The organism is Nitrospirae bacterium YQR-1, assembly GCA_039908095.1.
Taxonomy (GTDB): Bacteria; Nitrospirota; Thermodesulfovibrionia; order Thermodesulfovibrionales; family Magnetobacteriaceae; genus Magnetomonas.
Genome location: JAMOBJ010000034.1, coordinates 1 through 19,198 on the forward strand (window position 1 = coordinate 1; position 19,198 = coordinate 19,198).

The following is a 19,198-nucleotide window of genomic DNA, read 5'->3' on the forward strand; positions in this document are numbered from 1 at the left end:
CCTCTGAAGGCGGCACAAGAGATAAGGAAAATAATAAATTATAAGGGACTGTGTGGGACCTATAATTTCAACGACTCCGGCTTAATTGAAAATAAAGAAATATATCTTTTAAAAATAATAGACAGAAAAAATGAGTATATAAAAAATTTTTGAGCGACCCCGATAATACTGATTTTCGAATAAAAACTCTTAGGCAATTTGGCACTGATGAAAATGAGAACGAGGCGCTTATAAACGTTTTGGATTATAATGTTTTTTAAAAAATATGAGGACCATCATATCTGAAAAAAATACTTGACCTTTGCATACGCTTATCATATAATAGTTTCCTGGTGTGAAGTCGGCTGTGCCGGTATTTGAGCTTAGTGAAACTAAAAAAAGGAGGGTTGAGTGTCGGTAGAAAGTGCAAAGGAATTTATTGAAAAACTCAGTAGTGATATGGTATTTCGTAATAAGGTAGAAGCTGTTAAAGATAAAAGTGCACGTGCAAAAATGGTTAAAGATGCCGGTTTTGATTTTACAATGGCAGAGCTTAAGCAAGTTGTGCCTGATACTTACCATAGTTCTTTTAGCGGTGAATTAAGCGAAAATGACCTTGAAAAAATAGCCGGAGGTATGTCGGCTGAAACGGCTGCCGCAATCGCAGGCGCATAGTGTTTGCGATTGTTACAGAGATCAAAACAATATTGTGTTATCTAATAAGTAGTTCATATGTAATCAGATGTTTAGTGTTTTAATCAGACATAGTTTGCTGTCATAATTATTATATATTTGGTGAGGTTGTTAAAAAGGAAATACGTGTCCTCGTTAAATAGTAGTTCAATAAACTATCGTGGTGTTTTATACAGCCTGCCGAAAGAACATAAGAATGGTTTCTATCGGTCATTTTCCCCCGAGGAAACACTTAAACGTATAAATCCATACTTTAAGGCTATAGGACTCACACGTCTTTCCGATATTACCGGTTTGGACAGAATAGGCATACCGGTGATTGCTTCCTTTAGACCAAATGCCAAGACAATAACAACATCAGCGGGCAAAGGTATTACGACAGAGGCAGCTATGGCGTCGGCGGCGATGGAGAGTATTGAAATTTTTCATGCTGAAAACATAAATATTCCGATAATTACATCTTCATATAAAAAGTTGAAAGACAGGTATAATGCTATAGAGATTAATGGACTTGCCCTCACAAAAAATTCAATATTTAATATAAATAAACCCGAGAAATGGATACTGGGCTGGGATATTGTCAATGAGTGTGAGGTGGCGGTACCGTTGCTTCAGGTTTCACTGGACTATGCATATGGACTTAGCGGCCTGACAATATCCTTTCAAATGGGTTCAAACGGCCTTGCCTCCGGGAATCATTTTTTAGAGGCGCTCTGCAGCGCATTATTTGAGATAATAGAGCGAGACGCTATTGCATGTATATCGGCGGCAAACACTAAAAGCAACTACCCCTTAAAAATAATTGACCCCAAAAGTATAGGTTTTGACAGCGTTAGAAAATTAATCGGGCGCTTTGAATCTGCGCATATCAGGCCTGTTATATTCGATTATACCGTGGATACAGATGTTCCGGTATTTGTAACTTATATATATGATTTGAAATTCAGGCATATGGGAGTGTACAAAGGTGCCGGTGCTCACCTGGACCCTGAAATCGCCCTGCTTAGGTCTCTTACAGAGGCGGCCCAATCACGACTACTTGTAATTGCCGGCTCAAGGGATGAAATATTTAGACATATTTTTTCAGCAATAAAAACTTATGACAATAGCGCAAATATTCGTTTTTTCAAAAATCCCTGCCAAACAATGAGCACTTTAGATAAAAGCAATGAATCAACCGATACGATTGAAGGCGACATACAATTATGTATAAAAAACCTGAAGCTTGCTGGGCTTAACCGGATTATCGTATTTGACATAACCAGGCCGGACATGGAAATATCCGTTGTTAGAGTCGTTGTGCCCGGTGCGGAGGGATATATGTTCAGACACTATACACCTGGTTACAGGGCGATGAATTTTGCCTGTAAGGAGGGAGTATAATGAAATCCGTTATTTTCCTGGGACCTACAATGCCGATTGAGGAGGCAATGAGTATTTTGGATACAATATACCTGCCTCCTGTTGAACAGGCTACACTTCTTAGTGCCGTAACAACTTACAAGCCTGATGTAATCGGCATTATTGACGGTTTATTTGGACAGACTTTATCTGTATGGCATAAGGAAATACTGTATGCGCTTCAACAGGGCATAATGGTATATGGTGCAAGCAGCATGGGGGCGTTGCGAGCCGCGGAAACCAGTGAGTTCGGCATGATTGGAGTCGGTGAAATCTATGAAATGTACGCAAGCGGGCAGATAAACGACGACGATGAGGTAGCCGTAATTCATTCATCGAAAACGGACGGATACCGCTGCCTTTCCGAGCCTATGGTTAACATAAGAAGAACGTTTCACTATGCAATGACTCAGGGTATTATAGATAATGATTCACATTCAAAACTAATATATATTGCAAAAAAACTATATTATCCAGAACGTGTTTTTCAAAACATTTTTACCATTGCCCTTGAAAATGGAATTTCTAAAAAAACAATCGATAGATTGAGGTTATTTGTTAAGACCGACTATATTGATTTAAAGAAAAAGGATGCGGTCAAACTTCTAAAAACTATAAGAGATATACCGGAGGGAAAGACCACCACTATAAGTGACAAACACTTTACAATGGTAAATTCACATCTGTTTAAGGCGCTATATAACAGAGACAGAACCGTCCAATACGATGGAATAGACATCCACCAGGATAACTTTGCCTCCTATGTGGCCTTACATATGCCGGAGTTTAACGATTTCAACTTCAACGCAATAAACAGAGCACTTGTTGTTTTTATGGCGGATTATTTTGAAATAACAGTACCGGTTGAGGATATTGAAAAGGAAAAAGAACGTTTCATTCAGAAAATAGGTGTTAAAAACGATGATGAACTAGCCAAATGGATAACAGATAACCACTTAACGCCGGAGGAGTTTAACACCCTTATGAATGACCATGCCAGATGTAGAAGAATGCACAAATGGTTTATGACAAGACAGTATCTGGTAAAAAATGTAAAAGTAGTCCTAGACGAACTTCGTCTGCAAAACACATACAGGCAATGGCTCAAAGGTGCCGCTAATCAGGAACAAATCATACAAAACCATTATCCCGATTTCAAAGAAACAGAACATAAGGGACAGAACATAAAGGAACTTATTGTTGACCATATGAAAAAAACCGGTTGGAGGAGCGAGATAAGCGCAATGGAATGGGTCGAGGAAGCTGGTTTTGCCGACTTAGGCCATTTGCATCTGGAATTACTGAGAGCTAAACTTCAGAGGAACCACATTGACGGACTTATCGGTTCTTTTTTGAACAACATGGAATGAACAACATGACTGCATTTATAGATTATTACGGAAAGCATCACAGAGAGCGGAAAAACTACTGGTATAGCACTCAAAGGTCGGTAAGTCCAAATGAAACCTATAATACTATAAAACCTTATTTTAGAAAGATCGGCCTGACACGCCTTGCAAATATTACAGGGCTTGACCGTATTGGAATTCACACGGTGCTTGCGATACGGCCAAATAGCTATTATTTGTCGGTGGATGCAGGCAAGGGGTTTACTTTGGAGGCGGCTGAGGTTTCGGCGGCAATGGAGTGCATCGAACGCTATACGGCAGAGCAGGCAAACCTGCGTGAGATAAATCTGTCATACAAAGAGATAAGCACTTTGTATGATGTTATACCGATAGAGAATCTCCCTTTCATAGATAGTGCGATGTTTAGTCAACACAGGTTGGAAAGCTGGACAATCGGCTATGACATTATTAATAAACGAGAGGTGGCGGTACCTTACGTAACGGTAAGTATGCGTGGACCTCATTCCAGAAAAGGTGACCTTTATACCTTTGTGTTTGGTTCAAACGGGCTTGCCTCCGGCAATACCTTTTTAGAGGCGGTTTATATGGGTCTTTTGGAGACAATAGAACGTGATGCAGTAACAAACCACAGTGTTGCCAGAGCCCATATCAAATATACTCCCGCCAAAGTGGATGTAGATACGATAAGATTTCCTTTAGTTGTAAACCTTCTTGAGAGAATAAAAGAGGCGCGGGTCTATGTTGTTATTTATGACTGTTCCGTAGATACTTCTATTCCGGTTTACATGGCATATGTTTATGACCATAACAGAAATGTGGGATTATTCAAAGGCTATGGAGCACATTTAGACCCTGAGATAGCCCTGATAAGGGCAATAACGGAGGCTGTTCAAGGCAGGCTTGTTTATATATCCGGCTCAAGAGACGATGTTTTCAGAAACAATCTGACAGGTTTGAAACTGGCTGACAACGAACAACAAAAACAACAGCTTGACTCTGTCCCTCCGACTACTGACCTGTCGGAGATTAAGTCGGAAGCTACAAACACCTTTGAGGAGGATATCATAATTTGCCTTAACAGGTTAAAAAGTATAGGGCTTGAGCAGGTCATAGTGTTTGATATTACTCCGGAGGGGTATGAAGTGAATATTGTCAGAGTAGTGGTGCCGGGACTTGAGGGTTATATATATAAATATTACCGTCCTGGAAGAAGAGCTGTAAGTTTTACACAATCCCTTAAGACTGCCGAGCTGAGATAACGACATGACTTTTAAGTCAAATGAAATAACCGTATTAAGGCTGAACACAGAGACTGAGCTTATTGTTGCCTCTTTTTTCAGTAAAGATTACATTGATAATCTCTGGCATAATATAAAAATACATAAAGTGCCGCTAAGCACTGGAGCGACAAAACATAAAAACAATTATGTCTTTATCGTAGGATGTCTATAGCAGTGATTATTTATGTCCGGTTATGACTATGCAAAATAAAATAACTTTAACAAAAGGAGGGTTAAATGTCACTTGAAAGCGCTGAAGAATTCATGAAAAAACTCAATAGTGATTTGGAATTCCGTAACAAGGTGGAAGCTGTTAAAGATGAAAATGTGCGTAACAAAATAATTAAAGAAGCCGGATTTAATTTCAAAGTGGAAGAGCTTAAACAAGTTATTCATAGATGCAGCGAATTAAGTGAGAAAGACCTTGAAAATGTAGCCGGTGGTTGTTATTCCCCTACCCCTTTTGATTCCAATTCAGATGGTTATCAACCATATGGAGCTACGTTACACCATAATCAAGGTGGGAAATAGTGTGTAGATTGACTATTTGAACACTCATGATTAAGGAGGTATGAACTTGATAAAAAAGCAATTTAATTCTTTAAATGACATGCACTTGTCAGGATTTCTAATTGTAATCATAGCTTCTTTTTTATGTATTACAATAAATCAGGTAAACGCAGCTAGTTGCACAACAAGCAACATCATAACCACAAAAGGCTCGGTATGTGGAACATCTAACGCTAACAGCACCACTGCTTATGCTTATCTGGGAATACCATACGCCGAATCAACCACCGGCACTAACAGATGGGTTGCTCCGGTGGAAAAACAGGCGTGGAGTGGTGTTTACGAGGCGACAGCCTTCGGAGCGTCCTGTCCTCAACCTACAACTAAACTAACAACAAGTGAGGATTGTCTTTCACTAAACGTATGGACGCCGGTGGGGCCGGGTTCAAGCTTGTCACTGCCTGTAATGGTATTCATATATGGCGGTGCTTTCATATCCGGAGCTTCATCGCTGCCGGTTTACAACGGAGCGTATTTGGCTTCAAAACAAAACATAGTAATAGTAACTATAAACTATCGTGTCGGGGCTTTTGGATTCCTCAATTATGGATCTACGCTCAATGGTAACTTTGGGATTTTAGATCAGCAGGCTGCACTTAAATGGGTACAAGACAACATTGCACAATTTGGGGGTGATCCAAATCAGGTAACTATTTTCGGTGAAAGCGCAGGTGCCATGTCAGTAGGAATCCACCTGACGGCGGCGCCCGACAGCTCGTCCCTTTTCAGGGCTGGCATCATGGAGAGTAATCCTTTTGGCATACCGTATAAATCTCCGACACAAGCCAAGGCCTTTGGTAAAAATCTGGCCAAACAGCTTGGCTGTGACAACACCACCGAGGATTCGACTATTTCTTGTATGAGATCGGCTACAACTTCACAAGTTCTGACTGCCTCTCTATCTACGGCTACGTTGGTAAAACCGATAATCAGCAATGGTCTGATTGATATTCTTCCGTGGGCGCCCGTTATCGATGGAACTGTGATTGAACAGGAACCTATTGTCGCAATTGAGCAGGGAAATCTTACTAAGACGGTAATCATGGGAGTCAACAAGGATGAGGGTATTTTGTTTTCAGTGATGATGATGAACCTCTTGAAAAATAAGCTTGGCCAGGACAATATGACTTGTTTGGAGTATAAAGTGTTTGTTGAAGACATGTTTTCTATATCAAACGCTGCGAATATATTAAAACAGTCAAGGTATGGATGCAGCTCCGGCAGTATCACAACACAGTTAAGTGATCTGATAAACGATTATATATTTCTCTGTGGAAACCACTATGCTGCAAAGCAGGCAGTCGCAAATAATAACAACAACTTATTCGCTTATGGTTTTGAGGTGATTCCCTCGTTTAACCTTGAATCATCGGTATCTGATTGTGCCAGCAAATCATGCCATGGTGCAGAATTACCGTTTGTGTTCAATTCAGCAACTAACACTGGACATACTTTTACTACAACCGAGCAGAGCATTGCCGATATGATGGGGGCTTATTGGGCTAATTTTGCAACAACCAATCCGACTAGCAGCTCATCGCTTCAAACCTGGCCTGCTTTTTCCAACTCCTCAAGTGTTTTCCTGTTTAACACCACAAGCTCCGGCCCCACACAGAATGTTTCCTACTCTGTTTGTACCGATTTCTGGGATACCATTGGTTATAATCTGGGAGGAACTTCAAATTAGTACCAAGTAGCAGTCAAAAGAGTAACGAGGCGACAAGGGAATCATTTTGCGCATTATTGTAACTCTTCCGGATTGCAAACACCGAAGGGCTGTGGCAATCGCATCTTTTTGTAAGAAGAGAGTAAAAAACGGTAAAAAATAAGGGGTAGAGATAGGGCGGAATGTAGTGCCCCAGAAAAAAATAGCTTGATATAGATAATTATATAATATAATAGTGTTATGTTTATACGGAAGAAAGATAAAGCAAACGGTAAGACAGCAGTTCAGATAGTGGAAACCCATCGTAGTGGCAAAAAAGTCTCGCAGAAAATCTACAGACATATAGGTCAGGCGACAAACGAGAAAGAGCTTAATGAGCCTAAGCGATTAGCACAGACAATAATAGAAGAGTTTAAAGAGCAGCGAAAACCGTATACTGACCCCATATGGTAGTGGACAAGTTGAAGAGGTAGAGGTTAAAGATTTCTGAGTAACAGGAAGTAACCTTGAAAAGACAGGAGTGAGGTATCAATTGGTCAGAGAAAATATTGGCACATAAAATTATATAAAAATTTGTTATAGTTAATAGAGAGATTTGCTTACAAGAAGGAGGAAAGTCTTTTATGAGTGTTGCAATGGATTTTATGAAATTCTGTAGTAATTTAAAAATAAAAAATAAAGGGGTAATCTCAGAGATATATAAAAAAATTACTAAACGTCTAAATAAGGATTTTTGGAACAATGTCTCAGAAACCTCACATAGTCTATATGTCGGTTCTTTTGGTAGGGACACGGCTATCCACGGATTTAGTGACTTAGATATGATTTTTCAACTTCCATCTAAAATTTATAAACGTTTCAATAATTATAGCAATAATGGTCAATCAGCTTTACTACAAGAAGTAAAAAATTCAATTTTAAAAACATATCCTAATACAGATATTGGAGGAGATGGTCAAGTAGTAGTAATAAGTTTCACTAATGGGATACAGTTTGAAGTTGTTCCTGCTTTTATTAATGACGTTGGTAGTTATACATATCCTGATTCAAATAATGGAGGCAAATGGAAAATTACCAATCCTAAACCAGAAATCAACGAAATTGATAAAATTGATAAAATGTATCATTTGAACTTAAAACGATTATGTCGAATGATGCGTGCATGGAAAGATAAATGGACTGTATCAATAGGTGGCTTATTGATAGATACTTTAGCATGTAATTTTATTAAAAATTGGGAACATAGAGAAAAATCTTTTCCTTATTACGATAAGTTGAGTTGTGATTTTTTCAATTTCTTATCAAACCAGGATAGGGATCAACAATTCTGGAAAGCTCTTGGCAGCAATCAACCTGTAAAAAGAATTGGGTTATTCGAAAATAAAGCAGAAAAGTGTTATAATCTATCTTTAGAAGCAATTGAGTATGAATCAGAAGGTTATATAAGGTTATCTAAGCAGAAATGGGGAGAGATTTATGGAAGTGAATTCCCAAGTTAAAGATGTAGCGAGTGTAGAAGTACTTGAATCACAAATTAGAGAGTGTTTTGGGAGGGTTGTATATACACATAAAACCCATGAAAAATGTGCAGATATCTGTTTAATGAAGGACTCCAGAATAAAACAGTTACAAATTATTCTATCTGCTGGAAGTTTAATTGTAACATTATTTAGTAAAGATTCCCAAGTAGGTATAATTATCGGGGCTATTTACTCTACTGTGCTTTTAGCTACTAATATGTATACTAAAAAATATGATTTGGGTAAAATTGCACAAAAACATAGCGCTACCGCAAATTCTCTGTGGAATATAAGAGAATCATACTTTTCTCTGCTCGCAGATATAAGATGTGGAGATTTAGATGTTAATTCAATAAGAAAAGAGAGAGATTATTTGCAAAAAACACTTAGTGGTATATATAAAGGAGCTCCTATAACTGACGATGAAGCATACTCAAAAGCATATAAATCATTGAAAAAGCATGAAGAGATGACATTTAGTGACGATGAAATTGATGCGTTTTTACCAAAGCAGTTAAAAAAGTATTCATAACAAAGTAAGCGTCAAGTTAACCCCACGTAAGCGTCAAGTTAACCCCACCCGCATTTCCGGGTATCCTCTTATCTTTGGGCTGTGCTTCTATTACCTCCACAAGTTTTCTCCGTGCATGAGCCCAGCAGCCTATAAGTATTATCCCGTCCACTGATTCAAGGCAATCATATCCGGCAAAGCCGCCAGCTTGTACATAGCCCTTATATCCTGATAGAAAATTTCGAGGCACATCTCCCGCTCTGGTTCTGTGATATTATAGATCAACACAGGTTTTTCAGGCTCACCCCCTCGAAATGCCCACATGTAGGACTTTGTTTTATCAGACCGTCCAGGCTCTTTCATTACCTGCACCGTTGTCTCGTCTGTGTTGATAACAGGGCCGGACTTTATCAATTCATAAAGCAATTTCATCAAGGGATTACAGTTTTGTGCTACATGGGTACACCAGTTGGCCATAGTGGCACGGCTTAGTTCCACCCCTAATCTCCTGAATATCTTCTCCTGACGGTAAAACGGCAATGCATCTGTAAATTTTGATGTTATTATGTACGATAACAGCCCCGGTGTTGCTATCCCCTGCGGGATTATCTGAGGTGGCAGCTCCGCTGTTTTTGCCGCTCCACCATCACTCTCTACTCCCTCACAGCTCTTATAGGCATACTTATTACGACCATACAGTTTAGCTGTAAGCAGACGCAACCGCTCCTCAAGTATTTTAATATGCTGATCTTGTACCTCTATTCAATACTTTGAACATACATGTAGATTCAGAGACAGGCATACAATTTCATTATTTTGCTCCGGCACTATTCGTACTTGATGAAATACAGGCTTTGATGAAGACCAGCTCAGTTTCCCTTTCCAAAATCCAAATGATTTTAACCCCAAATCATGTCGAGGGCCAGCATAAAACCCAATTTAGGGCCATCATAAATCCTCAGTTGGGGCCAAGTAAATTCCCCACTTTTAATATTAAGCTATATGATTTTCTATAGTAAAAGGAGGTCATATGGCAAGAAGGGAGTTAAAGATGGGAGAATTGGAAGAAGTGTTATACCAGTGGTACAAAGGAAGGAATATAAGTCAGATAAGAAATTCTCTTGGGTTAGATCGTAAGACGATCCGCAAGTACCTTGAATTAGCCCATGCCCATGGATTTACACGTGAAACAGAGCTAAAAAGTGATGTGTTAATGGAATTGGTAGGCAAGATACAGGCAGCCCTGAAGAGTCCTGCAGGGTACTCAGAGACATATAAAAAGACAGCGTTATATCAGGTGCAGATAGATAAACTATTGAGTAAGAAATACATGACGGCCAAACAAGCCTACCGGATATTAAAAAGCGATCATGGGTATTTGTTAAGCTACAGCAGTTTTAAGTGCTACATACGTATAAGGTATGCCAAGGAGGGGAGGAGTTGCTTGCCTTTAGAGGTGAAGGCAGCCTCAGAGGGGCAAGTGGATTTTGGGAGTGCCGGTCAGATGTATGACCCTCAGAGGTGTCAGATGAGACGTGCGCACGCCTTTGTAATGACGTTGTCGTATAGTCGTTTGCATTATGTGGAGTTTGTGTTTGAGCAAAGTCAGAGCACGTGGGTAAAGTGTCATATTAATGCGTTTAAGTTCTTTGGTGAAGTGCCGGAGCGGATAATATTAGACAATCTGAAATCAGGCGTAATCAAACCAAACACGTATGATCCGGTAATGAATAGGGCTTATGCCGACTGTGCCAGACATTATGGATTTATAATAGACCCTGCCAAAATAGCAAGGGGAGATCATAAAGGCAAAGTAGAGCGAAAGATACCGGTGGTGAGGGGTCAGTTTCTATCCGCTTGAACACGAGGCGGTGAGAGCTCAAATGACGGGCGGTAATAATAAGTTTGTACGCAGTGAGTATTTTAAGCATAATATGGAGGTAGCATGAACCTGATGGGGCAAATAGAGGGTAAGCTAAGGGCTTTAATGTTAACTGGTATGCTACAGACATTGGAGATTAGGCATAAACAGGCGCAGAGTAACAACAGTGGCTATATGGATTTTTTATTAAGTCTTCTTGAGGATGAACATGAAAAAAGGCAAAACCGAAGCCTTTTAAAAAGACTGAGAGAAGCATCTTTTGAAGAGGAAAAGACATTGGAGGGATTTGATTTTTCCTTCAACCCTGAAATACCAGCAAAGAGAATAAGAGAGCTGTCAAACTGCGTGTATATGGAGAGAAAGGAAAATGTATTTCTTTTAGGGCCGGTAGGTGTAGGTAAAACGCATATAGCTCACACCCTTGGACACATAGCCTGTAGGTTAGGGTACAGTGTATTGTTTACAAAGGCGCCGAATATGTTTCGCTTCCTTTACGGGGCAAAAGCTAACAATAGTTGGGCCAATAGAATAAAGACCTACATGTCTGTGCAGTTACTGATAGTGGATGACTTTGGTCTGAAGCCTCTGTCGGAAACGAATTCGGATGACTTCTACGAGATAATGAATAGCCGATATTTGAAGAGGTCAACGATATTTACATCCAGTCGAGCAATAGAGGACTGGCAGGGGCTATTTCCTGATCCGATAATCGCAAATGCGGTAATGGATCGAATTGCTCATAATGCTCACCAGATTATTATCACCGGCGAGTCCTATCGGAACAAGGGGATTATATCTGAAAAAAAGGAGGTGCGGGATACTCATAAGTAGACTTAATTGTAGATTGAATTATATAATTTATTAACTAAAAAGTGGGGAATTAATTTGGCCCCAGGGTGGGGAATAAACAGGGCCCTCGACACAAAAACTCAAAAAAAGGAGGGTTAAATGTCAGTTGAAAGCGCTGAAGAATTTATAAAAAAACTCAATAGTGATTTGGAATTCCGTAACAAGGTGGAAGCTGTCAAAGATGAAAGTGTGCGTAACAAAATAATTAAAGAAGCCGGATTTAATTTCAAAGTGGAAGAGCTTAAACAAGTTGTTCATAAATGCAGCGAATTAAGTGAGAAAGACCTTGAAAATGTAGCCGGTGGTTGTTATTCCCCTACCCCTTTTGATTCCAATGCAGATGGTTATCAACCATATGGAGCTACGTTACACCATAATCAAGGTGGGAAATAGTGTGTAGATTGACTATTTGAACACTCATGATTAATACCAAGGTGCATTCATTCGATTAACTGTAGTAAACGATATCTAATCTGACAGGTGTCGCTTTCTCCTTGCCGCTTCGTTACTCTTTTGACTGCTACTTGGTTTACGTGCGTTTAAAGAGTTTTTTCAGCTTATCCTGTGTAAGATAGACTCTGGTGGGGCGGCCATGAGGACAGTGATGTGGGTCACTGCACTTATCCAAATCCCTTAACAGATGCAACAAGTCAGAGTCGCTTAATACAGCTTTTCCCCGTACTGAGCTATGGCAGGCTATCCGCTTTGCGATTTTTTCTTTAATCTCTGTAACCGGTGAGCCCACTGAGGAGACATCCACCATGTTGGACGCTATATCTGTAAGTATCGCCGCAATGTCGGCTTCCTTAAGCCCCTCCGGCAGTGCCCTGATTATAAACGTATCTGAGCCGAACTCCTCTATATCTATCGCCATCTCTCTGAGTGCCGCTAAGCTGCTGTTTAATAACACATACTCACGGGCCGGTAATTTCACCTGCACAGGAAACAAAATCCCCTGAGAGATAAGCCCGGCGCCATCCCTTAATTTCTCATAAAGCACACGCTCGTGACAGGCGTGATGGTCAGCCACACAGAGCCCTCCCCCCTCAGCATACGCTACATAGACGTCCCCAAGGTAAAGAAACTTGCGTCCCGCCTCAAACGGTATTGAAAGCTCCACGGCCACCGTATCAGTTGCAAGACTAACCGGTGCCTGCCCACCGGCATTTTCCCTGTCATCCGGCAATTCTGCCCTGAATTTGCCGCCTCCGTCATAACCGTTCTCATTAAAGCCGCCTGCCGGGCCCTTATAGGAGGACGTGCAGGAGGGATTCATTGAATCCCTCCTTTGAGGGAAATTCCCATACGCACTGCCGCCCTCAGGTTCCATGTCTCTGCCAATCACGGCTTTATAGACGGCACCCAGAACAGCCTTGTATATAGTCTCACGATCTGAAAACCGCACTTCAAATTTCTGAGGGTGAACGTTGTAATCCACCCGCTCCGGTTTAACCCCCAGATAGAGGAAACAATGCGGGTGCATCCCCTCAGGCAGTATCTGCTTATAGGGTTGATACACGGCGTGGCGGATGTAGGTGTCCCGTATCGGGCGGCCATTTACAAATATGTACTGATGGGAGCGGGAGCGTGCATAATTGCCCTCTTTTGACACAAAACCTGAGACATCAGCATCGTATGAGCTTCGGGTAAACTCAATTAGCCCGTCTAAAAACTCCATACCATAGAGCTGCATGAGCCGTTCCCTGACACCGCAAGCCCCCGAGACCTCCATAACGTTCTTTTCATCCACATAGAGGATAAACTTACGCTCTGGATACGACAACGCCGCCTGCGTCACTACATCCATTATGTGGTAGAGTTCCGATTGAGTGCTCTTTAAAAATTTCTTTCTTGCCGGTGTGTTGTAAAACAGCTCCCTGACCTCTATGGTTGTGCCGATAGAGGCCTTCTCTTTTACGGATTTAACATCGCCTCCGTATATCTCAACATGCGTGCCGACCTCGGCGCCGCGCAATGCAGTTGTTATGTTCATTCTGGAGACCGAGGCGATTGATGAGAGCGCCTCACCTCTGAAGCCCAGACTTTTGAGGTTTAATAAATCCCCCTCTGTGCGAATCTTACTTGTGGCATGGCGCTTTAGAGCTGTAACCGCATCGAATCTGTCCATCCCCACCCCGTCGTCCGAGACCCGAATGAGACGCTTTCCCCCGTTTAAAATATCCACCCTGATTTCCGTGCCTTCCGCATCTATTGCATTTTCCAGAAGCTCCTTTACCACAGAGGACGGCCTCTCTATCACTTCACCGGCGGCAATCCTATCTATCACGCGTTCATCAAGTAACTCAATTACCGGCATAGCCCGTTAAAACCCCATTGCAGCGGCCACTGTCGGAAACTTAGACATATCCGTGTGAGGAATAAACATAGCGGACATGTACTCATCCATGTAGCCGCCAACCACGGAAAGCTCAACATAGGTCATTTTGGAGCAGACCTCCTCAAGCTCCTCTCTGAGCTTGTCACTCATAAGCGCAAGGTAGGCGCCTATGATGGAAGTGTTTGCCAAAAATGTATATTTCTCTTCAGGAAGGTCGGGTAACATGCCAAGCATAACAGCCTTTGCCACATTAAGTGAATTTCCAAACCCTCCTGCCACATACACTCTGTCTATGACGTCAATGGTCAAGCCGACCTCATTGACAAGCAAGGATACTCCGGCAAAAATAGCGGCCTTTGCCCTTATCAGATTCTCTATATCCACCTTCGTCAGTACGATGTCCCGCTTTAGGGCGGAGTCTGAGTGAATCAGGTACTCGAGGCCCTCCTCCCCCTCTCTGATGCGCTCAGTCTTTTTTGGATTAAATATCCCCTTTTGGTTAATCAGACCGGTTTTAAACATCTCCACAATTGCATCAATCATCCCCGAGCCGCATACACCCATTGGAGCGCCACCTCCGATTACTCCAATTACAGGTTCAAAAGTGACAGGGTCTATCTGTATGGATTCAATCGCTCCCGCAGTCGCCCTCATGCCGTGTTTAATGCCGCCGCCCTCAAAACATGGCCCTGCAGAACACGCCGCCGTCATTATCCATTCGTTGTTGCCTATGGCAACCTCGGCGTTTGTCCCTATGTCCATAAACAGGGAAATCTCAGGGTTTCTGTGCATTTTGGATGCAAGGATTCCGGAGGCTATATCCCCTCCCACATAGCTTGCTACACAAGGAGATGTATAAACAGGGGATTGCGGATTTATTTTTAATCCCGACACCGCAGCCCTCCACAAAGGAAAATAATTGACCGTGGGAATGTAGGGCTCCTCTCGTATTGAGGCCGGATTAAGGCCCCAGAATATCTGAGACATCGTGGTGTTGGCTGATATTACGGCTGCATCTATCTCACAACTGCTTATATTGTGCTTATCCGTAAGGGACTCAATAAGCGTGTTAATGTCTTCCACCACAGCGTTTCTTAAGTCCCCCAGACCGCCGCCCTCGGTAGCAAAAACGATTCTGGTTATAACATCATCACCGTAGCGGGTTTGTGAATTGTAGGTAGAGCCTATATCTATAACCGCACCGGTTATAAAGTCAACCATATAGACCACAACTGTGGTGGTGCCGATGTCTATAGCCAAGCTGTAACGCCTTGAGCACTCATCAGCTAAAAACAGCGACAGTGCCTCTCCACAGTCTCCCTGTGACCTCAACCACGAAAGCGTTACATTCCAATTAGCTTCCCTGAGTGTTTCCGCTGTGCCGGAGACCAGCTCGTAAGCAAACCTCATGTGCCCTAAGCCGTGCTCACTAAGGGAGCGCTTCAGTCTCTCAAGATCGCTTATGTTATCAGTTATGGAGGGTGGTGGTAATTGTAAAAATGTTCGCTTGACTAACGGATCGGCCTCTACGCCGTAGGATTTTAAATAGGCCACGGTGTCTTTGAATGCGGATACGGCAATTTTGCCGCCAAGCACGAGTCTGGACTGTTTAGGTATCTCTATGCGCAGGGGACTTTTAAGGGTGCTCTGGCACGCCAGCACCACCCCGTCAAGCCGTTCCTTCTGTTGCAGCCTGCCGTATGATTTGACTTCTGCCTTACCTTCCAGTATTTTAACTTTACACTTACCGCAGGTGCTTTTTCCCCCGCATGGTGCTGTAAGATAAATCCCATTTCTTTTTAGTGCATCATATATGGTTTCATGTTCGTTTACTTCTATTGCATCCTGTCCCGTTATCTGTAGCTGCATAAACGACCCCCTTTGTTTCTGTCTGTGTTATATTGATAATGGTGCTATTGTAACACAGGGATTAAAGGAAAATGAAAAAGGGCTATACTAAGTAATTCCAAGTTGCCGCCTGCGTTTGCTTTTGAATTAGAATTGGAATAACTCCTAAACTTTCTGAGAAATTACCGGTAGATATCGCAACTTATCGCTTTTTTATGTTATAATCAGATAAATCTTTTGCAACGGCACAAACACATGGGATGGTGAAATTTTGGAAGCTGAGGCTTTTTTTGGAACATATTTAATCAGGCAAAAACTTATAACAGAGAAAGATATGCTGGATGCGCTTAAGTACCAAAGCCAGAAAACCCCGTCCTTTATTGATATGGCTAACAAGCTTTCCTTTTTGGGTATGAAAGAGGTATATGAAATACTGAACTATCAGGCGATGTCTGATCAGTCCTTTGAGGAAATTGCCCAAAAAAAAGGCTTTCTTACCCATGAACAGGTTGACGTCATAGCTAAGCAAAGAGAAAAACTAAAACCCCCTATCGGCGAAATTCTCGTCTTACAAAGTAAAATTCCTAAAGATATTATGCTAAGGGAGCTTGAAAAATATCACGAAATAAAATTCAGATATCACGACATTAGCGAAATATTGAGAAGTATAAAAATGTTTCATGATATTCCTGAACATATTTTAGATACTCTTGCATACATTGGTGAAAAAGTCACTTGCAGGCCATACGACCGCATAGTGGCTCAAAATGAGGATGCCGATTGTTTTTACGCTGTTGTCTCGGGCTCTCTTAAGGTATCTAAAAACTCCAACGGCAGCACGGAAAAAGAAATCTTCCTGTACAGAATAATTAAAAATGACGTCTTTGGAGTCTCTTCCATCTTTGAATCGCAAAAGCGTATGGCCAATGTAACGTGTGAGGAATTGACCACTCTTTTGAAATTTAACAGAGAACAATTTTTGCAATTTTTAAAAGATTATCCCAAAGCCTCTTACCATATTCTGTTGTTTATTATAAGGAGACTGCTCCATCGTCTTCGCACTACTTCCGATGAACTTGCCACCCGGCGCAGTGACATGCAAGATGGTACAGAGCCGGACTGTACACTAAATGATATTGTTTAGGGAGGCTGTCCTGCAAAGCCCTCTGTTGCCCTTTCCGTATTTAACCTATAAATTTGTCAGGGCTTTTATACCAAGCTGCATTCAATCGTCTAATACCAAGTAGCGTTCTCATAAAGGAGGTTATTATTGGACATGACGTTAACGGCTAAATCAGGTCTGACACAGTTTAGTTTACAGACCTATACTCTGTACACAGAGCAGCATTGCCTCAATTAGTTCCTCCTGTATAATCGGTTTTATGACAACAGAAGATGCAGCCTTGGATTTATGTTTATCATCATTGTATGCAGTTGTTATTATAATAGGCACTTCTAAAGAACTCTCCCGTATCTTATTAATCATTTCAATTCCATTCATAACCGGCATCTCTATATCAGTTATGACAATATCCGGATGTTCTTTCAAGAAAAGTTCAAGTCCTGTCTTGCCGTTTTCAGCTATATAAATTTCCCTGACCCTTCTCTTTATGAATCTTCCAAGAGATTCTCTCGTTATAAACTCATCCTCTACATAAAGTACCGTTAATTCTTTTAGTTTTTCCAGTGCATCCATCACATTTCCTCTCAGCTGCTACTGAATTATTTTATACTTGCTTCTGACATCCTTAATCTGCCCGCAGTAGAAATCGCCCTCTGAGCAATCCCCTGTGATACAGTTAGGACCGGCAAAAGAAAAAATCGAAGGAGATACCCGCCGCACCAGCTTTAGCATTTCATCCGCCAGCGCATGGATTTCCCACTGAGCCCTGTTACAGCACCTTTGAGTGAAAAAGTGCATAAGCTCACGGGCATTCATAGTAACCATTATTTTAGTTTCACAGGCATTAGGAAGCGCAAAGCGTGCATCCTGATTAGCTGCCTCTCCTTTTAGCCCTTTTTTATTTAACCCTTCCACCAGTAAATCATAAATGTCCTGGGCATGGTGCATAAACTCCTTATAGATTTTCCGTAACTCCTTGTCTCCTGCAATCGAAGGCGGCACTATGTAGTCAAAAATTACTTCCTTACCGCTGTCTCCCCTGGACTTCATTGAAACATACCGCTGTGACTGCTGACTGTAGGAGGCAAGACGGTGTCTTACCAGTTGATGCGAACACGCACGTGATATCCCCTCTATAGCAAATGTAAAGGAGGCGTGTTCCATAGGACTAACGTGCCCAATGTTTATAAGTTTTTGAATGAACTCCGCCTGGTCTTTTTTAGTTATCTTTTTTTTCAGGTTTTTAACATCGGAATGACTGTAACAGAGCTTTGCCGCCATAGCCACTGTTTCCTCAGGGTTATCCGTGTATTTAAGTAACACCACTTTTAATTTTGCCTCTGACATATTCTGCCCTTCCCCTATTTAAAACTTTCTTTTTCAGATGGAAAAATTCCGCCCTTAACCTCGTCCCTGTACGTACAGAGTGCTTTGAGCGCTTCCTCTTTGAGGTTTGCGTATCGTTTGGCAAATTTTGGCATAAATCGTTCAAAAAGTCCTATACAATCGTGAAGAACTAAAATTTGTCCGTCACAGTGAACTCCTGCTCCAATTCCGATTGAGGGAATAGTTAGTTTCTCTGTTATCTCTTTAGCCAACCCTGACGGGACGGCTTCTATAACCATGCTAAAGACACCGGCATCCTCAAGCATCATGGCATCCTCAAGGAGCCGTGTCCGTGCCTCATCTGTTTTACCCTGTACTTTAAAGCCTCCGATTCTATATATTGCCTGAGGCGTCAGCCCGATGTGGGCCATCACCGGTATCTCGGCTGCTATCATAGCCCTTATCTGAGAAAGAATCTCACGCCCCCCCTCTACTTTAACAGCCTGTGCTCCACCCTCTTTGATGAATCTGCCGGCATTTCTGACAGCTTCCTCTACTGAGACCTGATACGACATATACGGCATATCTCCTATGACAAGAGCGTTTACAACAGCCCGGGACACTATCTTTGTGTGATAGACCATCTCATCCATACTAACAGGCAGTGTGTTTTCAAGACCCTGCACTACCATAGAGAGGGAATCCCCGACTAAAATACCCTCAAGGCCGGCTTCATCCACAATACGCCCGAAGGTATAGTCGTAGGCGGTCATAAGGGCCAGCTTCTGTCCCTTTAACTTCCTGTCAAGAAAATCGTTTATGCTTATTCTTGCCATAACATA

At 41.7% G+C, this 19,198-nt stretch carries 20 protein-coding genes; 14 read left to right on the plus strand and 6 right to left on the minus strand.

The genetic code is table 11. The annotated features are described in order from the left end of the window. Window positions 1-390 precede the first annotated feature (390 nt). The 10 genes from H7844_13420 (at window position 391) to H7844_13465 (ending at window position 9,011) form a co-directional block, all read left to right on the plus strand. Window positions 391-654: a Nif11-like leader peptide family natural product precursor gene (locus H7844_13420; protein MEO5358277.1), complete on the plus strand. Its 264-nt coding sequence runs from the start codon at window positions 391-393 to the stop codon at window positions 652-654. A 144-nt stretch (window positions 655-798) separates the two neighbouring features. Beyond that, window positions 799-2,055 carry a YcaO-like family protein gene (locus H7844_13425; protein ID MEO5358278.1) on the plus strand — a complete coding sequence of 419 codons (1,257 nt, stop codon included), beginning with the start codon at window positions 799-801 and terminating at the stop codon, window positions 2,053-2,055. Next, on the plus strand, window positions 2,055-3,443 hold the full coding sequence (locus tag H7844_13430) for a TfuA-related McrA-glycine thioamidation protein (protein MEO5358279.1): 1,389 nt from the start codon (window positions 2,055-2,057) through the stop codon (window positions 3,441-3,443). Before H7844_13425 ends, H7844_13430 begins: the two co-directional genes overlap by 1 nt. A 5-nt stretch (window positions 3,444-3,448) precedes the next feature. Next, window positions 3,449-4,702, plus strand: a complete 1,254-nt coding sequence (locus H7844_13435; protein MEO5358280.1) for a YcaO-like family protein — start codon at window positions 3,449-3,451, stop codon at window positions 4,700-4,702. A 4-nt stretch (window positions 4,703-4,706) separates the two neighbouring features. Continuing rightward, window positions 4,707-4,895: a hypothetical protein gene (locus tag H7844_13440; GenBank protein MEO5358281.1), complete on the plus strand. Its 189-nt coding sequence runs from the start codon at window positions 4,707-4,709 to the stop codon at window positions 4,893-4,895. A 65-nt stretch (window positions 4,896-4,960) separates the two neighbouring features. Further along, complete coding sequence (locus tag H7844_13445) at window positions 4,961-5,254, plus strand: Nif11-like leader peptide family natural product precursor (GenBank protein MEO5358282.1); 294 nt, start codon at window positions 4,961-4,963, stop codon at window positions 5,252-5,254. A gap of 40 nt (window positions 5,255-5,294) precedes the next feature. After that, window positions 5,295-6,980 (plus strand): carboxylesterase family protein, encoded by a 1,686-nt coding sequence (locus H7844_13450; GenBank protein ID MEO5358283.1) that lies wholly within the window; start codon window positions 5,295-5,297, stop codon window positions 6,978-6,980. 219 nt (window positions 6,981-7,199) lie between these two features. After that, window positions 7,200-7,412 carry a hypothetical protein gene (locus H7844_13455; GenBank protein ID MEO5358284.1) on the plus strand — a complete coding sequence of 71 codons (213 nt, stop codon included), beginning with the start codon at window positions 7,200-7,202 and terminating at the stop codon, window positions 7,410-7,412. 170 nt (window positions 7,413-7,582) lie between these two features. Further along, window positions 7,583-8,458 carry a nucleotidyltransferase gene (locus H7844_13460; protein ID MEO5358285.1) on the plus strand — a complete coding sequence of 292 codons (876 nt, stop codon included), beginning with the start codon at window positions 7,583-7,585 and terminating at the stop codon, window positions 8,456-8,458. Then, window positions 8,436-9,011: an SLATT domain-containing protein gene (locus H7844_13465; GenBank protein MEO5358286.1), complete on the plus strand. Its 576-nt coding sequence runs from the start codon at window positions 8,436-8,438 to the stop codon at window positions 9,009-9,011. Before H7844_13460 ends, H7844_13465 begins: the two co-directional genes overlap by 23 nt. A gap of 138 nt (window positions 9,012-9,149) precedes the next feature. On the opposite strand, the gene H7844_13470 is transcribed toward H7844_13465, so the two are convergent. Further along, window positions 9,150-9,710, minus strand: a complete 561-nt coding sequence (locus tag H7844_13470; protein ID MEO5358287.1) for an IS66 family transposase — start codon at window positions 9,708-9,710, stop codon at window positions 9,150-9,152. A gap of 310 nt (window positions 9,711-10,020) precedes the next feature. Here H7844_13470 and istA point away from each other — a divergent pair, with 310 nt between their 5' ends. The 3 genes from istA (at window position 10,021) to H7844_13485 (ending at window position 12,114) form a co-directional block, all read left to right on the plus strand. Beyond that, window positions 10,021-10,851, plus strand: coding sequence for an IS21 family transposase (gene istA / locus H7844_13475; protein ID MEO5358288.1), 831 nt, complete (start codon window positions 10,021-10,023; stop codon window positions 10,849-10,851). A gap of 93 nt (window positions 10,852-10,944) precedes the next feature. Continuing rightward, entirely contained in the window at window positions 10,945-11,703 is a 759-nt protein-coding gene (gene istB, locus H7844_13480) for an IS21-like element helper ATPase IstB (protein ID MEO5358289.1), read from the plus strand. Window positions 11,704-11,820: 117 nt separating this feature from the next. After that, complete coding sequence (locus tag H7844_13485) at window positions 11,821-12,114, plus strand: Nif11-like leader peptide family natural product precursor (protein ID MEO5358290.1); 294 nt, start codon at window positions 11,821-11,823, stop codon at window positions 12,112-12,114. A 136-nt stretch (window positions 12,115-12,250) separates the two neighbouring features. Here H7844_13485 and mutL read toward each other — a convergent pair whose 3' ends face one another. Both mutL and H7844_13495 read right to left on the minus strand, forming a co-directional pair. After that, window positions 12,251-14,038: a DNA mismatch repair endonuclease MutL gene (gene mutL / locus H7844_13490; protein ID MEO5358291.1), complete on the minus strand. Its 1,788-nt coding sequence runs from the start codon at window positions 14,036-14,038 to the stop codon at window positions 12,251-12,253. Between the two features lie 6 nt (window positions 14,039-14,044). Beyond that, entirely contained in the window at window positions 14,045-15,928 is a 1,884-nt protein-coding gene (locus H7844_13495) for an ASKHA domain-containing protein (GenBank protein ID MEO5358292.1), read from the minus strand. Window positions 15,929-16,178: 250 nt separating this feature from the next. Here H7844_13495 and H7844_13500 point away from each other — a divergent pair, with 250 nt between their 5' ends. Next, window positions 16,179-17,051, plus strand: a complete 873-nt coding sequence (locus tag H7844_13500; GenBank protein MEO5358293.1) for a cyclic nucleotide-binding domain-containing protein — start codon at window positions 16,179-16,181, stop codon at window positions 17,049-17,051. Window positions 17,052-17,222: 171 nt separating this feature from the next. Here the strand turns inward: H7844_13500 and H7844_13505 are convergent, their stop codons facing one another. From H7844_13505 to panB, 3 genes are read right to left on the minus strand one after another with little or no spacing between them, the layout of a single operon-like run. Next, window positions 17,223-17,603, minus strand: coding sequence for a response regulator (locus tag H7844_13505; protein ID MEO5358294.1), 381 nt, complete (start codon window positions 17,601-17,603; stop codon window positions 17,223-17,225). Window positions 17,604-17,621: 18 nt separating this feature from the next. Beyond that, window positions 17,622-18,377 (minus strand): FAD-dependent thymidylate synthase, encoded by a 756-nt coding sequence (gene thyX / locus H7844_13510; protein ID MEO5358295.1) that lies wholly within the window; start codon window positions 18,375-18,377, stop codon window positions 17,622-17,624. A 14-nt stretch (window positions 18,378-18,391) separates the two neighbouring features. Next, window positions 18,392-19,192: a 3-methyl-2-oxobutanoate hydroxymethyltransferase gene (panB, locus tag H7844_13515; protein ID MEO5358296.1), complete on the minus strand. Its 801-nt coding sequence runs from the start codon at window positions 19,190-19,192 to the stop codon at window positions 18,392-18,394. Between the last annotated feature and the right edge of the window lie 6 nt (window positions 19,193-19,198).

What these genes read in the sequence shown, in the direction of transcription:
- mutL (MEO5358291.1), bottom strand. Translation starts at nt 14,038, where the DNA reads ATGCCGGTAATTGAGTTACTTGATGAACGCGTGATAGATAGGATTGCC.
- panB (MEO5358296.1), bottom strand. Translation starts at nt 19,192, where the DNA reads ATGGCAAGAATAAGCATAAACGATTTTCTTGACAGGAAGTTAAAGGGA.
- thyX (MEO5358295.1), bottom strand. Translation starts at nt 18,377, where the DNA reads ATGTCAGAGGCAAAATTAAAAGTGGTGTTACTTAAATACACGGATAAC.
- H7844_13455 (MEO5358284.1), top strand. Translation starts at nt 7,200, where the DNA reads ATGTTTATACGGAAGAAAGATAAAGCAAACGGTAAGACAGCAGTTCAG.
- H7844_13495 (MEO5358292.1), bottom strand. Translation starts at nt 15,928, where the DNA reads ATGCAGCTACAGATAACGGGACAGGATGCAATAGAAGTAAACGAACAT.
- istA (MEO5358288.1), top strand. Translation starts at nt 10,021, where the DNA reads ATGGCAAGAAGGGAGTTAAAGATGGGAGAATTGGAAGAAGTGTTATAC.
- H7844_13445 (MEO5358282.1), top strand. Translation starts at nt 4,961, where the DNA reads ATGTCACTTGAAAGCGCTGAAGAATTCATGAAAAAACTCAATAGTGAT.
- H7844_13435 (MEO5358280.1), top strand. Translation starts at nt 3,449, where the DNA reads ATGACTGCATTTATAGATTATTACGGAAAGCATCACAGAGAGCGGAAA.
- H7844_13460 (MEO5358285.1), top strand. Translation starts at nt 7,583, where the DNA reads ATGAGTGTTGCAATGGATTTTATGAAATTCTGTAGTAATTTAAAAATA.
- H7844_13440 (MEO5358281.1), top strand. Translation starts at nt 4,707, where the DNA reads ATGACTTTTAAGTCAAATGAAATAACCGTATTAAGGCTGAACACAGAG.
- H7844_13430 (MEO5358279.1), top strand. Translation starts at nt 2,055, where the DNA reads ATGAAATCCGTTATTTTCCTGGGACCTACAATGCCGATTGAGGAGGCA.
- H7844_13485 (MEO5358290.1), top strand. Translation starts at nt 11,821, where the DNA reads ATGTCAGTTGAAAGCGCTGAAGAATTTATAAAAAAACTCAATAGTGAT.
- H7844_13465 (MEO5358286.1), top strand. Translation starts at nt 8,436, where the DNA reads ATGGAAGTGAATTCCCAAGTTAAAGATGTAGCGAGTGTAGAAGTACTT.
- H7844_13505 (MEO5358294.1), bottom strand. Translation starts at nt 17,603, where the DNA reads ATGGATGCACTGGAAAAACTAAAAGAATTAACGGTACTTTATGTAGAG.
- H7844_13450 (MEO5358283.1), top strand. Translation starts at nt 5,295, where the DNA reads ATGAACTTGATAAAAAAGCAATTTAATTCTTTAAATGACATGCACTTG.
- istB (MEO5358289.1), top strand. Translation starts at nt 10,945, where the DNA reads ATGGGGCAAATAGAGGGTAAGCTAAGGGCTTTAATGTTAACTGGTATG.